This is a genomic window from Alloalcanivorax marinus (genome assembly GCF_016906305.1).
GTDB lineage: Bacteria > Pseudomonadota > Gammaproteobacteria > Pseudomonadales > Alcanivoracaceae > Alloalcanivorax > Alloalcanivorax marinus.
In genome coordinates this window covers 106,693-121,524 of the sequence record NZ_JADDOL010000012.1, presented here as the reverse complement: position 1 = coordinate 121,524, position 14,832 = coordinate 106,693, and the positions used below count along the sequence as shown (strand labels likewise).

12 protein-coding genes are annotated in these 14,832 nt (G+C 66.3%); 7 read left to right on the top strand and 5 right to left on the bottom strand.

Translation table 11 applies throughout. From position 1 onward, the window contains the following. Nucleotides 1–32: 32 nt before the first annotated feature. A complete protein-coding gene (locus IM760_RS11870; protein WP_204429525.1) occupies nucleotides 33–401 on the bottom strand; it encodes a TetR family transcriptional regulator in 369 nt (122 codons plus the stop codon). A gap of 170 nt (nucleotides 402–571) precedes the next feature. Between IM760_RS11870 and IM760_RS11865 the strand changes: the two genes are divergently transcribed. The 5 genes from IM760_RS11865 (at nucleotide 572) to IM760_RS11845 (ending at nucleotide 9,394) form a co-directional block, all read left to right on the top strand. Continuing rightward, complete coding sequence (locus IM760_RS11865; protein ID WP_204429524.1) at nucleotides 572–1,831, top strand: efflux RND transporter periplasmic adaptor subunit; 1,260 nt, start codon at nucleotides 572–574, stop codon at nucleotides 1,829–1,831. Between the two features lie 27 nt (nucleotides 1,832–1,858). Next, a complete protein-coding gene (locus tag IM760_RS11860; protein ID WP_204429522.1) occupies nucleotides 1,859–5,008 on the top strand; it encodes an efflux RND transporter permease subunit in 3,150 nt (1,049 codons plus the stop codon). Beyond that, on the top strand, nucleotides 5,005–6,477 hold the full coding sequence (locus tag IM760_RS11855; protein ID WP_275579281.1) for an efflux transporter outer membrane subunit: 1,473 nt from the start codon (nucleotides 5,005–5,007) through the stop codon (nucleotides 6,475–6,477). The genes IM760_RS11860 and IM760_RS11855 overlap by 4 nt, the downstream gene beginning before the upstream one ends. Nucleotides 6,478–6,647: 170 nt before the next feature. Further along, nucleotides 6,648–7,208 carry an acyloxyacyl hydrolase gene (locus IM760_RS11850; RefSeq protein ID WP_204429520.1) on the top strand — a complete coding sequence of 187 codons (561 nt, stop codon included), beginning with the start codon at nucleotides 6,648–6,650 and terminating at the stop codon, nucleotides 7,206–7,208. 107 nt (nucleotides 7,209–7,315) lie between these two features. After that, entirely contained in the window at nucleotides 7,316–9,394 is a 2,079-nt protein-coding gene (locus IM760_RS11845; RefSeq protein WP_204429518.1) for a TonB-dependent receptor family protein, read from the top strand. A gap of 40 nt (nucleotides 9,395–9,434) precedes the next feature. On the opposite strand, the gene IM760_RS11840 is transcribed toward IM760_RS11845, so the two are convergent. The 4 genes from IM760_RS11840 to IM760_RS11825 form a co-directional block, all read right to left on the bottom strand. Beyond that, entirely contained in the window at nucleotides 9,435–9,863 is a 429-nt protein-coding gene (locus tag IM760_RS11840; RefSeq protein WP_204429516.1) for a host attachment protein, read from the bottom strand. 101 nt (nucleotides 9,864–9,964) lie between these two features. Continuing rightward, entirely contained in the window at nucleotides 9,965–10,435 is a 471-nt protein-coding gene (locus IM760_RS11835; RefSeq protein WP_204429514.1) for a PaaI family thioesterase, read from the bottom strand. A gap of 21 nt (nucleotides 10,436–10,456) precedes the next feature. Next, nucleotides 10,457–11,263, bottom strand: coding sequence for an IclR family transcriptional regulator (locus IM760_RS11830; protein ID WP_204429512.1), 807 nt, complete (start codon nucleotides 11,261–11,263; stop codon nucleotides 10,457–10,459). A 175-nt stretch (nucleotides 11,264–11,438) separates the two neighbouring features. Then, nucleotides 11,439–12,227: an SDR family NAD(P)-dependent oxidoreductase gene (locus IM760_RS11825; RefSeq protein ID WP_204429510.1), complete on the bottom strand. Its 789-nt coding sequence runs from the start codon at nucleotides 12,225–12,227 to the stop codon at nucleotides 11,439–11,441. Between the two features lie 315 nt (nucleotides 12,228–12,542). Here IM760_RS11825 and IM760_RS11820 point away from each other — a divergent pair, with 315 nt between their 5' ends. Further along, a complete protein-coding gene (locus IM760_RS11820) occupies nucleotides 12,543–13,970 on the top strand; it encodes an aldehyde dehydrogenase family protein (RefSeq protein ID WP_204429509.1) in 1,428 nt (475 codons plus the stop codon). A 13-nt stretch (nucleotides 13,971–13,983) separates the two neighbouring features. Continuing rightward, nucleotides 13,984–14,832 (top strand): crotonase/enoyl-CoA hydratase family protein, encoded by an 849-nt coding sequence (locus IM760_RS11815; protein WP_204429508.1) that lies wholly within the window; start codon nucleotides 13,984–13,986, stop codon nucleotides 14,830–14,832.

Sequence of the window (14,832 nt, the reverse complement as noted above, 5' to 3'; positions counted from 1 at the left end):
GTTAAGGGTTCGAAGGAGCAAGGGGGCTCCATCTACCACTTAATCCGGATACCCTTATAAAACAGAATCTCGAATACCCTGCGATGATCCGGATCGCGGACGGTACGCTGGAGCACATAGATCAGCACATCGCGCAGCCGCCCCAGCGGGTCGCTTTCGCTGGGATCCTCGGCGCGCTGGGACAGGGCCTCGGTGGGCAAACGGTGGCGGTCGAGCATGGCTTCGAACACATCGTGCTTGTTCTTGAAGTGCCAATAGATGGCGCCGCGGGTGACGCCGGCTTCCTGGGCGATGTCGTTCAACGAGGTGCGCGCCACGCCCTTGAGGTGGAAGACGCGCTCGGCGGCGTCCAGGATCTGTGTGCGTGTTTCCAGCGCTTCCGCTTTGGTCCGTCTGGCCATTACCGGTCCCGGGTGATTCGGAGATTTGCCTGTTTTGCATGAATCGTGCATGAGCAGTGCTGTTCACGGGTGCCTACTATACATACGTTCTTGAATGTATGTATACTCCGGAACCTTCATACTTTGATACGCATCCATTTTGACGCGAATAATTTAGAACCGAGGTTTCCATGCGCAGAGGTTCGGTGTCCCTCCCCTTTATCGCTCTTTTTTCGCTGGTCCTGGCGGCCTGTGATAACGGCAACCAGCAACAGCAGCAGGCGGGCGGACCGCCGGAAGCCGGCTTTATCACGGTGGAACCGCAGACCTTTACCCTCACCACCGAACTGCCCGGGCGCACCACGCCCTACCAGGTGGCGGAGATCCGGCCCCAGGTGAACGGCATCATCGAGGAGCGGCTGTTCGAAGAGGGTCAGCAGGTCGACGCCGGCGACGCCCTCTACCGTATCGACGACAGTCTCTACCAGGCCCAGGTGGAAAGCGCCAAGGCCGATCTGGCCCGCGCCCAGGCCACGCTCAAATCCACCCGTCTGCGCGCCCAGCGCTTCGAGCGGCTGCTGGAAATGAAGGCGGTGAGCCAGCAGGAATACGATGAGGCCCAGGCCGCCCTTGGCGAGAACCAGGCCCAGGTGGCCGCCGCCCGCGCCGCCCTGGAAAGCGCCCGCATCAATCTGGATTACACTACCATCGAGGCACCGATCAGTGGCCGCATCGGTCGCTCGTCGGTGACCGCCGGTGCCCTGGTTACCGCCAGCCAGGCCCAGGCTCTGGCGACCATCCGCCAGTTGGACCCGATCTACGTGGATCTGACCCAGTCCAACCGCGAACTGCGCCAGCTGCGCGCCGCCCTGGAAGCCGGACGCCTGCAGAAGGTAGGCGACGACAAGGCCCGCGTCACCCTGCTGCTGGAAGACGGCAGTGCCTACGACCGGGAAGGCGCCTTGCAGTTCTCCGAGTTCGCGGTGGAGGAAAGCACCGGCTCGGTGACGCTGCGTGCCCTGTTCCCGAACCCGGACAGCGATCTGCTGCCGGGCATGTTCGTGCGCGCCCGCCTGCCCCAGGGCGAGCGCAGCAACGCCATCCTGGTGCCGCAGAAAGGGGTCACCCGCGACCCCAACGGCAATGCCACCGCGATGGTGATCGGCGCCGAGGACAAGGTGGAGCAGCGTTCGGTCACCACCGAACGGGCGGTGGGCAACCAATGGCTGATCAGCGACGGCCTGAAGGCCGGCGACCGTCTGATCATCGAGGGTCTGCAGAAAATCCGCCCGGACGCGAAGGTGAAACCGGTGCAACTCGATCAGCAAGGCGACAGCGCCGCGCCGGCCACCGAGGGCGGCTCCGCCAGCGGCAATGCGCCACGGCCGGAAACCCCGGACCAGGCCGGCCCGGAACAGACCGGCGACGACGCCGCGCAAGACGCGCAATAACCGACCGCCCACGCAACAGGGACAATCATGGCCAGATTCTTTATTGACCGACCCATCTTCGCCTGGGTGATCGCCATCGTCATGATGCTCGCCGGGGCGTTGTCGATCTACAACCTGCCCGTGGAACAGTACCCCACGGTGGCGCCGCCGGAGGTGAGCATCCGCGCCACCTACCCCGGGGCCTCCGCGGAGGCGGTGGAAGACTCGGTGACTCAGGTCATCGAGCAGCAGATGAACGGCATCGACAACCTGCTGTACATCGATTCCACCAGCGACTCCACCGGCACCGCCCAGATCGCTCTGACCTTCGCCGCCGGCACCGACCCGGACATCGCCCAGGTCCAGGTGCAGAACAAGCTGCAACTGGCCACGCCCCGTCTGCCCCAGGTGGTGCAGCAGCAGGGCGTGCAGGTGAGCAAATCCTCCGACTCCTTCCTGATGGTACTCGCCGCCACGTCCAGCAACGGCAGCATGAGCCGGACCGACCTGTCCGATTACCTGGGCGCCAACGTGCAGGATCCGCTCAGCCGGGTCCAGGGGGTGGGCACCACCCAGTTGTTCGGCGCCCAGTACGCCATGCGCGTATGGCTCGACCCGAACAAGCTCAACCAGTACGACCTCACCCCCACCGATGTGATCCAGGCGATCACGGTGCAGAACAACCAGGTCACCGGCGGCCAGCTGGGCGGCCAGCCGGCGGTGGAAAACCAGCAACTGACCGCCTCGATCATCGTCCAGACCCTGCTGGAAACGCCGGAGCAGTTCGGCGAGATCCTGCTGCGGGTGGACAACGACGGCTCCCGGGTGCGTCTGCGTGACGTGGCCGAAATCAAGCTCGGGTCGGAAAACTACAATTTCGACGCCCGCTTCAACGGACGGCCGGCTTCCGGCATCGGCATCAATCTGGCATCCGGCGCCAACGCTCTGGATACCGCGGACCGGGTACGGGCGCGCCTGGATGAGCTGAGCCAGTTCTTCCCCGAAGGCATGGAAATCTCGTACCCCTACGACACCACGCCGTTCGTGAAGATCTCCATCATGGAGGTGGTCAAAACCCTGTTCGAAGGCATCATCCTGGTGTTCCTGGTGATGTTCCTGTTCCTGCAGAATTTCCGCGCCACCCTGATTCCCACCATCGCCGTGCCCGTGGTGTTGCTCGGCACCTTCGCGGTGTTGTTCGCCTTCGGCTTCACCGTCAACACCCTCACCATGTTCGGCATGGTACTGGCCATCGGCCTGTTGGTGGACGATGCCATCGTGGTGGTCGAGAACGTGGAACGGGTCATGGAGGAGGACGGTCTGGGGCCGCTGGAAGCCACCCGCAAATCCATGGACCAGATCACCGGCGCGCTGGTCGGCATCGCCCTGGTGCTGTCGGCGGTGTTCGTGCCGATGGCGTTCTTCCCCGGTTCCACCGGCGCCATCTACCGCCAGTTCTCGATCACCATCGTGTCGGCCATGACCCTGTCGGTGCTGGTGGCCCTGATCCTGACCCCGGCGCTGTGCGCGACCATGCTCAAGCCCTCCTCCGCCGTGCATCAGGAGAAGAAAGGCTTCTTCGGCTGGTTCAACCGCAACTTCAACCGTGCCAGCCACCGCTACCAGAGCCGGGTGGAGAAAATGATCGGCCACCGTGGTCGCTATCTGCTCATCTACGTGGCCATCGTGGCGGTACTCGGCTTTACCTTCAGCCGGCTGCCCAGCGCCTTTCTGCCGGAAGAGGACCAGGGCATCATGCTCACCCAGGTGCAGTTGCCGGTGGGTTCGACCCTGGGTCAGACCATGAACGTGCTGGGCAAGATGGAAGATTACTACGTGAACAAGGAAGAAGCGGTGACCTCCATCTTCACCGTGGGCGGGTTCAGCTTCGCCGGTCGCGGCCAGAACTCGGGCATCGCTTTCGTGCGGCTCAAGGATTGGGAGGAGCGGGATCTGAGCACCGACGGGGTACAGCAGATCATCGGTCGCTCCATGGGCTATTTCTCGCAGATTCGCGAGGCGGTCATCTTCGCGCTGAATCCGCCGGCGATTCCGGCCCTGGGCACCTCCGGTGGCTTCAACTTCCAGTTGCAGGACCGGGGCGGCCAGGGGCACGACGCCCTGACCCGGGCCCGCGACCAGCTGCTGGGCGCCGCCAACCAGGCGGGCACCCTGTCCCAGGTACGCTTCAACGGCCTGCCGGACGCCCCGACCTACGATCTGGAAGTGGATCGTCAGAAAGCCCAGGCCATGGGGGTGTCACTGGATGACATCAATAACACTCTGTCGGTGGCCTGGGGCTCCAGTTACGTGAACGACTTTATCGATCGGGGCCGGGTGAAGCGGGTGTACGTGCAAGGCGCCGCGCCCTTCCGCATGCTGCCCGAGGACATCAACAACTGGTACGTGCGCAACGGCGCCGGCGAAATGGTGCCGTTCGACACCTTCTCCGAGGGTGAGTGGACTTACGGACCTCAGCAGCTGCAGCGTTATAACGGCGTGTCGTCCATGAACATTCAGGGCAACGCGGCTCCCGGCGTGAGTACCGGCGAGGCCATGGCCACCATGGAGCGGCTCGCCGGGGATTTGCCGGAAGGCTTTGGCTTCGAGTGGACCGGGCTGTCGTTCCAGGAGCAGGAGGCGGGCGCCCAGGCCCCGGCGCTCTATGCCCTGTCGCTGCTGGTGGTGTTCCTGTGTCTGGCGGCACTCTATGAAAGCTGGTCGATCCCGTTCGCGGTGATGCTGGTGGTGCCGCTGGGCGTGATCGGCGCGGTATTGGCGGCGACCCTGCGCGGCCTCAACAACGACGTGTTCTTCCAGGTGGGCCTGCTGACCACGGTGGGGCTGTCGGCGAAGAACGCGATTCTGATCGCCGAGTTCGCCAAGGACCTGGAGGACGAGGGCTATTCGCTGCTCAAGGCCACCCTGGAAGCCACCCGCATGCGGCTGCGCCCGATTCTGATGACCTCGCTGGCGTTCGGGCTCGGCGTCACGCCGCTGATGCTGAGCAGCGGCGCCGGCTCCGGCGCGCGCAACGCGATCGGCACCGGGGTGTTCGGCGGCGTGGTGGCGGCCACCGTGCTGGCGATCTTCTTCATCCCGCTGTTCTACGCCCTGGTGCGGCGCCTCTCCGGCGTGCCGATGACCGGCAAGAAGGACGGCAGCACCGCCCTGGAAGATCAGGAGGCACAGCCATGAGCCGTTCGAGACAAACAGCCATGAGCCGCCCCGCCCTGTCCCTGATCACCGCCGCCCTGCTGCTGGGCGGCTGCACCCTGGCCCCGGACTACCGGCAACCGGACTCGCCGGTGCCGGCCACGGTGGGCGACGCCGCCGCCGGCGCCGACGCCGTGATGCTGCCGGGCTGGCAGGCAATGTTCCCGGACCCGCATCTGCGGCAATTGATCACCACCGCCCTGAACAACAACCGGGACCTGCGCCTGGCCCTGCTGGACGTGGCCGAGGCGCGCGCCCAATACCGCATCGAGGGCGCCGCCCTGCTGCCGTCGATCAGCGCCAACGCCGACGGCACCCGCCAGCGGCTGCCGGCGGACCTGAGCCGCACCGGCGACAGCACGGTGCAGAGCCAGTACGGCGTCAATGTGGGCGTGGCCAGCTATGAGCTGGATCTGTTCGGTCGCGTGCGCAGCCTCAAGCAATCGGCGTTGGAGAGCTATCTGGCCACCGAGGAAGCCCGGCGCAGCGCCCACATCACCCTGGTGGCGGAAGTGGCCAACGCCTGGCTGACCCTGATGGCGGACCGCGAAAGCCTGCGCATCAGTCGCGAGACACTGGCCGCCCAACAGGAATCCGTGGATCTGGTACAGGGTCGCTTCGACCTGGGCCTGGGCTCGGAACTGGACCTGCGCCAGGCCCAGGCGGCGCTGGAAACCGCCCGCGCCAGCCAGGCCCGCTTCCAGCGCCGGGTCGATGCCGACCGCAATGCCCTGGCGGTTCTGGTGGGCGCGCCGCTGCCACCGCTTCCGGGCGAGGACCTGGACGACCCGGCGGTGGCCACCCTGCCGGACGTGCCCGCCGGGCTGCCTTCCTCGGTACTGCGACTGCGCCCGGACATTGCCGGCGCGGAACACGCCCTGCGCGCCGCCAACGCCAACATCGGCGCGGCCCGGGCCGCGTTCTTTCCGCGCATCAGCCTGACCGGCTCCGCCGGCACCGCCAGCGCCGAGCTGTCCGGCCTGTTCGAAAGCGGCTCCAAAGCCTGGTCGTTCTCGCCCAGTCTGTCGTTGCCGATCTTCAGCGGTGGCCGTAACCGCGCCAACCTGGACGTGGCGGAGGTGCGGCGCGACCAGAACGTGGCACGCTATGAGCAAGCGATCCAGACCGCGTTCCAGGAAGTGGCGGACGCCCTCGCCGCGCGCGACAGTCTGAGCCGCGAAGAGCAGGCGCAAAGCGCTCTGGTGAGCGCTACCGAGCGTTCCCTGACGTTGGCTGAAGCCCGCTACCGGGAAGGCGCCGACGACTACCTGGCGGTACTGGACGCGCGCCGCAATCTGCTCGACGCCCGCCAGCAGAGAGTGGCGGTGACCCTGGACAAGCTCACCAACCGGATCACCCTGTACCGCGCCCTGGGGGGCGGTGAACAGGCCCGGGACGCAACCCTGATCGGCGAGGTGGCGGCTCCCCGCCGCGACACGCCTCGCGGCTGACCACGACCCGCCGCCGCCTTCCGGCGGCGTGTCGTCCCGGCATAGAGTTCTTCGCGGCTTTTTTTATTAACGCCACCGCTTGCGTCTCACTTTTGGAATGAAAAGTGCAGCGCTTCCCGGTATATAGCGTTCATTGCACGACTTCTTTCGTTTGGTCAGGAAAACACGATATGGGGATGGTAATTCGCGGCTGGACCGGCCGCTGGGTGCTGGTGCTGTGTGCCCTGCTCTGGCAGGGCCAGGCCGGCGCCGCCGACCACGACCTGCGCCTGGGGGCGCGGGTCGGTGGCGGTGAGGGGCTCGACTATTACAGCCTGTTCGCCCGCTGGCCCGCCGGCTGGCTGCAACGCCAGGTGGTGGACCGCTGGCTCGACGGCGATCTGATCCAGGCCTACTGGGACGCGTCCGTGGAGCGCTGGGAAGGGACCGGCCCGGACGGCGACGACAACGCCACCGAGGTGTACATTTTCGGCCCGGTGGCCCGCGTCAACTGGCCCAGTGACCGTCTCTATCTGCTGTTCGGCGTGCAACCGTCCTACATGAGCCATGCCCATATCGACGACGACGACATGGGCGGCAACCTGCAGTTCACCAGCCACGCCGGCCTGGTGTTCGAAGTGACGCCACGCCTGGCGGTGGGACTGCGCGGCCAGCACACTTCCAACTCGCGCCTGTACAAACCCAACCCGGGCATGAACCTGGGCTCGGTGACGGTTTCGTTCCGGTTTTAGCTTGGCGGTGCCTTGAGGCCGGCGGGTTTTCTCTCTAGCGTAGGGGCCCGTCGCCCCGCCGTGTGCCCCACCCGAGGGCCCGGACCCGTCACGGAAGAAGGAACGTCATGCACCGCCATTTGCTCGCCTGCCTGGGCGGGGCCGCGCTCGCCCTGCCCGCTTTCGCCCAGACCGACGCCACGCCCGCCCCGCAGCCGGACCACCGGCTGGAGGCGGTCACCGTCACCGGCACCCGGCTGGAACGGGACCTGGCCGACCTGCCCGGCGCCGCCACGGTGGTGGACGCCGAACGGGTGCAGGCCGGCCAGCCCGGCCTGCAGCTGGACGAAAGCCTGAACCGGGTACCCGGTCTTTATCTGCAGAATCGCTACAACTTCGCCCAGGGGCTGCGTCTGTCCAGCCGCGGGTTTGGCGCGCGGGCGCCGTTCGGCGTCCGCGGCCTGCGCATCAATGTGGACGGCTTCCCGGAAACCCTGCCCGACGGTCAATCACAGCTGGACAGCGTGGACCTGGAAACGCTGGACTCGCTCACCGTGCTGCGCGGCCCGGCCTCGGTGCTGTACGGCAATGCCAGCGGCGGCGTGGTGGACATCACCACGCGCACCGGCCGCGATCTGCGCTACGGGCATCGCTTCAGCGTGGCCGGCGGCGCCGACGGCTACCGCAAGAGCAACCTGCAGCTGGGCGGCGCCGAGGACGGCAACCACCATTACCTGAGCCTGACCGGCGTACGCCATGAGGGTGAGCGGGCCCAGAGCGAAATGGAGAAGTATCTGCTCACCACCCGGGTGGGCCGGGCGCTGTCCGCCGAGCGCGACCTGGAGTTGTTCTTCACCGCCATGGACACGCCGGTGGCCGAGGACCCGGGCGGGCTGACCCGCGCCCAGGCGCGCGAGGATCGCGAACAGGCGACACGCTTTTCCCGCCTGCTGGACGCCGGCCAGGAAGTGACCCAGCAGCGGCTCGGGGTGCTCTATCGTGATCGCAGCCTGGGTGGCGAACTGCGCCTGCGCGGCTTCGTCAGCCGCCGGGACTTCCGCCAGCAGCTGCCGTTCCCCGGCAGCAGCCTGATCGACTACCAGCGCCTGTTCTATGGCGCGCGTCTGGAATACACCGACCGGCTCACCCTGTTCGGGCTCCACCATCGCTATCTGGTGGGCCTGGACGTGGACCGGCAGCAGGACGACCGGGGCCGGCGCGCGGTGGACGCGGCCGGCAACGTCACCGCCCGCACCGGCGACGAGGACCAGACCGCCACCGCCAGCGGCCTGTTCCTGCAAACCGACACGGATCTGACCGAACGTCTGGTGCTGTCCCTGGGGGCGCGCGCCGACCGGGTGCGTCTGGACATCGAGGACCGTCTGCTCGGTGACGGCGATCAGAGCGGCGACCAGACCTTCCGCGAGGGCAGTTACAGCGCCGGGCTGACCTGGCACCTGCATCCCCGCCACAGTGTCTACGCCACGGTCAGCAACGCCTTCGAGACGCCCACCTTCACGGAACTGGCCAACCCGTCCGGCGCCGGCGGGTTCAATCCGGATCTGGAACCGCAAAAGGCGCTGAACCGGGAAATCGGCGGGCGCGGTCAGCTCGGCGACCGGCTGTTCTACGACCTGGCGCTGTTCAGCGTGCGGGTGCGCGACGAGATCACCCCCTACGAGCTCAACGGCCGCACCTTCTACGACAACGCCGCCCGCACCCGCCGGGACGGCCTGGAACTGATGCTCGAACACCTGACCACCGAGCGGCTGACCCTGACCCTGGCCTACACCTACTCGGATTACCAATTCGAGGATTTTTACGACGAACAGCAGAACCAGGACGTGAGCGGCAACCGGCTGCCCGGTCTGCCCCGCCACCACCTGTTCGCGGAAGCGGCCTGGCGCTGGCAAAACGGGGCCTTTCTGGTGCTGGACGGTCGCTATGGCGGCGCGGTGTACGCGGAGAACACCAACGAAACCCGGGTGGACGATTACACCGTGGCGGGAGCGCGGCTGGGCCGCGAATGGCGGCTGCCCGCCAGCGCCTTCACTCTCTATGCCGGCGTGGACAACCTCTTTGATGAGGGCTACTTCGGCAATCTGCGCATCAACGCCAACAGTGATCGCCCCGATCCGGCGGATCGGGGCTACTTCGAACCGGCGCCGGGCCGGCACTGGTACGCCGGCGCGTCCTATTCGTGGTAGACGAAAAGCATCGCGACTTCAGTCGCGATCGCCGCCAATCTCAAACAATGCCGGCGGCCTTCTTGATGTCGTCCACGTTCTGCTTGGTCAGGTCCTTGTCCACTTCGCGGATCACGGCGCGACGGGTGGGGTCATCCATCTTGTCGCGCAGGGCACCCAGAAAGCGCGGTTCGGCGATCACGATAAAATCGTCCACGCCGCCCTTGTCGTGGGCCGCCTTCATGTATTCCGCCAGCTCCTTGGCGAACATCGCGGAATGCTTGTCGGAGGTAGCCTGCTGATTGCCGGTGGCGCGGGGGTTGCCGTGCATCGCGCCGCTGCCTTCCTTGCCACCCTCGCCGGTGCGCAGATCGCCCACGTGGGCCTGGCTTTCCGGATGGTCGAGCTGCTCGATTTCACGAATGCGGCCGACCTGGTGGGCGAACACCCGGGCGTGGGCGGCGTTGCTGGCGATGATGTAGGTGGTCATAGTGGCTCCTTTCCATTGACTGTGATCCTGTTACCCAGCCTTGAGCCAAACCGACCGCACTTCAACCCGCCGCGGCGCGAAACCGGTAAAAAGCCTTTAAATCAGCGCTCGTCCATGGGTTGCCCGCGCACATCCTCGGAACCGCTGCGCAGTCTGAAGGTGCCCTCGCCGATGATCAGCAGGCGCTCCTCGGCGTCGTAGACGTCCACGGTGGAATTGAAGATGCGGCTGCCACCGGCACGTTTGGTGCCGATGGCGCGGATGTAGCCCTTGCCGCTCTGACCGGTGAAGGTGGTGGTCATGGACAGGGTAATCGCCTTGCGCACCCGGTCCGGGTAGGGGCAGAAGGTGCCGGCGCAGGCGCCGGCCACGTCCAGCAGCGTGGCCAGCACGCCGCCGTGAATCAGCCCCGCCAGGTTCAGGTGGCGGTCGGTGACCTGCAGACCGAGCACCGCCCGACCCTCGCGCCATTCCAGAAATTCAAAGCCGAGCAGCGCCGGAAAACCGTGGTTGAACTTACGGTTGGCGGCGTCCAGGGGCAGCGGCGCGGAGGGGTCGGTGTCGGGGCTCATCGCGGTTCTCTCGTTATCGGGTCAGACTTCCCGGCCCTGCACCATCTGGCGCACCTGATCCACCACTTCCTTGAGGCGCGGGCCGAGATTCTCGATCAGGATCCGGCGGCTCAGTCGCAGGGACGAACCGCCACAATTGAACGGCACTACCTGGCCGCCGTTGTCCAGGACCAGCGGCACGCCCACGGCGCTCACGTCCCGGTTCCATTCTCCGTCGGAGGTGACGAAGCCGTACTGCTGGTATTCCTTGATCGCCCGCTGCAGCCCGCGCTGCACTTCCGGCCAGGCGTCCGGGTTCTGGGCGCGAATGGCTTCGTAATAGGGCTCCCGCTCGTTTTCCGGCAGCGCCGCCAGCAGGGCGCGGCCGGCCGCCGAGGTGCCGGTGGCCACCCGCGAGCCCACGGACAGACGCAACACCAGCGGCCCGGAGCCCTGGCACACCTGGATATAGGTCATGGAGGCGCCGTCCGGCGCGGCGATGGCCACCATGCAATCGGTGGCGTCGGCCAGCTCCTGCATGAACGGCCGGGCGATGTCGCGCACCCCTTCGCTGGCCAGATAGCGGTAACCCAGATCCAGCACCCCCGGCCCCAACCGGTACTTCTCCAGATTCTCGGCGTAGCGCAGGTAGCCGAGCTGGGTCAGGGTGGCGGTCATCCGCGACACCGTGGGGCGCGGGATATTGGTGCGTTTGGCCAGCTCCGCGTTGCCCAGGTATTCGTCGGAAGGGCCGAAACAGCGCAGGATATCCAGACCGCGGGCCAGGGCGGTGACAAAATTACGGTCCTTCTCCGCGGCTCCGTCTTTGCCAAGAGCGGCTCGTCGCATGGTGTTGTTTCCTCAATCAGGCTTCGGGATCGGGGTCGGGCCCCGTTTGTTTCGCGTGTGTGTTTTTATTCGTCGCGTTTATGGTTGTGTATAAATCGGGCAAATATATCAAAAAGCCGTTTCACCGAGGAGCCCGACGGCTCCCCGGCGCCAAAATGTCCATCCCGTGGAACAGTCAGTGTTTCATTCCCGGCAGGTTCAGGGAGGCGGTGTTGCCGCCGTCCACCGCCAGCGCCTGGCCGGTGATGTAGCTGGCGTCGTCGCTGGCCAGAAAGGCCATGGCCGCGGCGATCTCGTGGGGACGGCCGTAGCGGCGCAGCTCGCAGCGGCTGCCGAGCTTTTCTTCCTTATTGCGCTCACGGGCGTAGTCGAACACCGGCTTGGTCATGCCGGTCTCGATCAGCCCCGGGCAGATGGCGTTGACGCGCACGTTGTACTGGCCCAGGTCGCAGGCGGCGGTCTTGGTCAGGTTGATCACCGCCGCCTTGGAAGCGCTGTAGGCGTTGCCGCCGGCGCCGGAGCGGATGCCCGCCACGGAGGCGGTATTGACGATGGCGCCGCCGCCCTGCTCGCGCATATGGCGGCCCACCGCGCGGGTGAAGAACACCGGCCCCAGCAGGTTCACGTTGAGGATGTTGCGCCAGGTGTCGGTGTCGGTCTCGGTGATGCCACTGTAGTCGCCGCCGGCGATGCCGGCGTTGTTGCACAGCGCGTGAATACGGCCGCGGGCTTCGATCACCTCCGCCACCAGGGCGTCCACGGCGTGCTCGTCGGACACGTCCACGGTGCGCAGCAGCGCTTCGCTGCCCGCCGGCAGGGCCTCGCGGGTTTCCGCCAGCCCGGCCTCGTTGCGATCCACCAGCACCACAAAGGCGCCCTCCTCCGCGAACCGGCGGGCCGCCGCCCGGCCAATACCGCTCGCCGCCCCGGTGATCAACACGGTACGCTCCTGGAAACGCTGCATGGTGCTCTCCTCGAATCGCTATTCTGTTTTTCCAGCAAGATGACACGGGCGCGGGGGGCGGTCAAGATTTTGGAATGCCATTCCAAAAATGAACTAGGCAGATTCGTCAGGATGTGGCACGTTGGGCGGTCTCTAAAGAAGTTGAAAGTTCAAAGTTAAAAGTTAACGCGAACCAGGACCAGATGAACGGAACCGCCCTGCCCGCGCTCAAAGGAAAGCCTACGACGAGAACCGCCCTTTCAACTTTTAACTTTTAACTTTCAACTTTCAACTTTCAACTTTCAACTTGTCACTCGTTTCCCAGGGAGAATATCCATGAGTCATCTGGAACAGTTCTACATCAATGGCGGCTGGGTCGCGCCCGGCGCCGACGCCAAACCGTTCGACGTGATCAACCCGGCCACCGAGGCCAGCGAGGGCAAGGTGTATCTGGCCGGCCGGAGTGACGTGGACGCGGCCATCCAGGCCGCCCGTGACGCCTTCGACGGCTTCGCCGCCCTGCCGCTGGACGAGCGGCTGGCGATGCTCGAGCGCCTGATGGCCGCCTATCAGGCCCGTCTGGACGACATGGCCGACGCCATCAGCCGGGAAATGGGCGCGCCCCGCCACGGCCTGGCCGCCAAGGTGCAGGCCCCCATGGGCCTGGGCCACATCAAGGCGACCCTGGAAGCCGCCCGCGACTTCGAGTTCGAACAGACCCTGGGCCGCGCCACCGTGCGCCGCGAGCCGGCCGGCGTGGCCGCCCTGATCACACCCTGGAACTGGCCCATGAACCAGGTGCTCTGCAAGGTGGCCCCGGCCATCGCCGCCGGCTGCACCATGGTGCTCAAGCCCAGCGAATTCGCGCCCCTGTCCGCCCGGGTGCTGGCCGAGATCATCGACGAAGCCGGCCTGCCCGCCGGCGTCTTCAATATGATCTATGGCGACGGCGCCGAAGTGGGCCCGATGCTGTCCTCGGACCCGCGCGTGGACATGGTGTCGCTGACCGGTTCCACCCGTGCCGGCGCCTCGGTGAGCAAGGAAGCCGCCGACACCTTCAAGCGTGTGTCCCTGGAACTGGGCGGCAAGTCCGCCAACATCATCCTGCCGGACGCCGACTTTCAGAAGGCGGTGGGCCACGGCGTGCAGTCGATGATGAACAACACCGGGCAGAGCTGTAATGCGCCTTCGCGGATGCTGGTGCCGGCGGACAAGCTGGCCGAAGCGGAAGCCATCGCCGCCCAGGTATGCGAAAAACTGACCGTGGGCGATCCCCGGGACGAGAGCACCAAACTGGGTCCGATCGCCAATGAGCGCCAGTTCAAGCGCGTGCAATCGCTGATCGAGAAAGGCATCGAGGAAGGCGCCAAGCTGGTGTGCGGCGGACCGGGCAAACCGGACGGTCTGGAGCAGGGCTTCTTCGCCCGGCCCACGGTGTTCAGCCAGGTGAATAACCAGATGCTGATCGCCCGGGAGGAAATCTTCGGCCCGGTGCTGGTGATGATGCCCTACGACGACGTGGACCAGGCGGTGGCCATCGCCAACGACTCCGACTACGGCCTGTCCGGCTATGTGTACGGCGCCACCGTGGAAGACGCCGCCGAGGTGGCCGCGCGGCTGCGCACCGGCATGGTCCACCTGAACGGCGCGCAGCTGGACCTGCCGGCCCCGTTCGGTGGTTACAAGCATTCCGGCGTGGGCCGGGAATGGGGCGTGTACGGGCTGGAGGAATTCCTGGAAGTGAAGTCCGTGTTCCATCCCTGAGCGTGAGGTGAGCATGACCTACCAGACCCTGACCGTGTCCGTGGACCGGGGCGTGGCGCTGATCACCCTGGACCGGCCCGATCAGCTCAACGCCATGAACGCGGACTTCTGGAACGAACTGCCGGCGGCGGTGCGTGCCCTGGACGGTGACGGTGGCGTGCGCGCCATCGTCATCAACGCCAACGGCAAGCACTTTACCGCTGGCCTGGACCTGGGCATGTTCGGCGCGCCGCCGGACCCGGCGGACCGCACCGCCCGGGTACAGAAAGCGGCGCGCTTCCGCCAGCACACGGCGCTGATGCAGCAAAGCTTCAGCGCCCTGGAGGACTGCCGCGTGCCGGTGATCGCCGCGCTGCACGGCGGCTGCATCGGCGGCGGCGTGGACCTGATCAGTGCCTGCGACCTGCGCTACGCCAGCGCCGACGCCTTTCTCACCATCTACGAAATCAACGTGGGGCTGACCGCCGACGTGGGCACCTTCCCACGGCTGTGCAAGCTGCTGCCGGAGGGCATCGTCCGCGAGCTGGCCTACACCGGCCGGCGCATGGACGCCGCGGAAGCGGAACGCCGGGGCTTGTTCAACGCGGTGCTGGACGACCGCGAGGCGGCCCTGGAGAAAGCGCTGGCGGTGGCCCGGGAGATCGCCGGCAAGTCGCCGCTGGCGGTGCACGGTTGCAAGCGCATGATCACCTACGCCCGCGACCACAACACCGCCGATGCTCTGGATTATGTGGTGACCTGGAACGCCGGCATGCTGCACGTGGAAGAAGTGCAGGCCGCCATCGAGGCCGGCAAGCAGGGTGGCGAGGGCGACTTCACACCGCTGCCACCGCTGGCCGGTGAAGTGAAGGGCGGCGTCTGA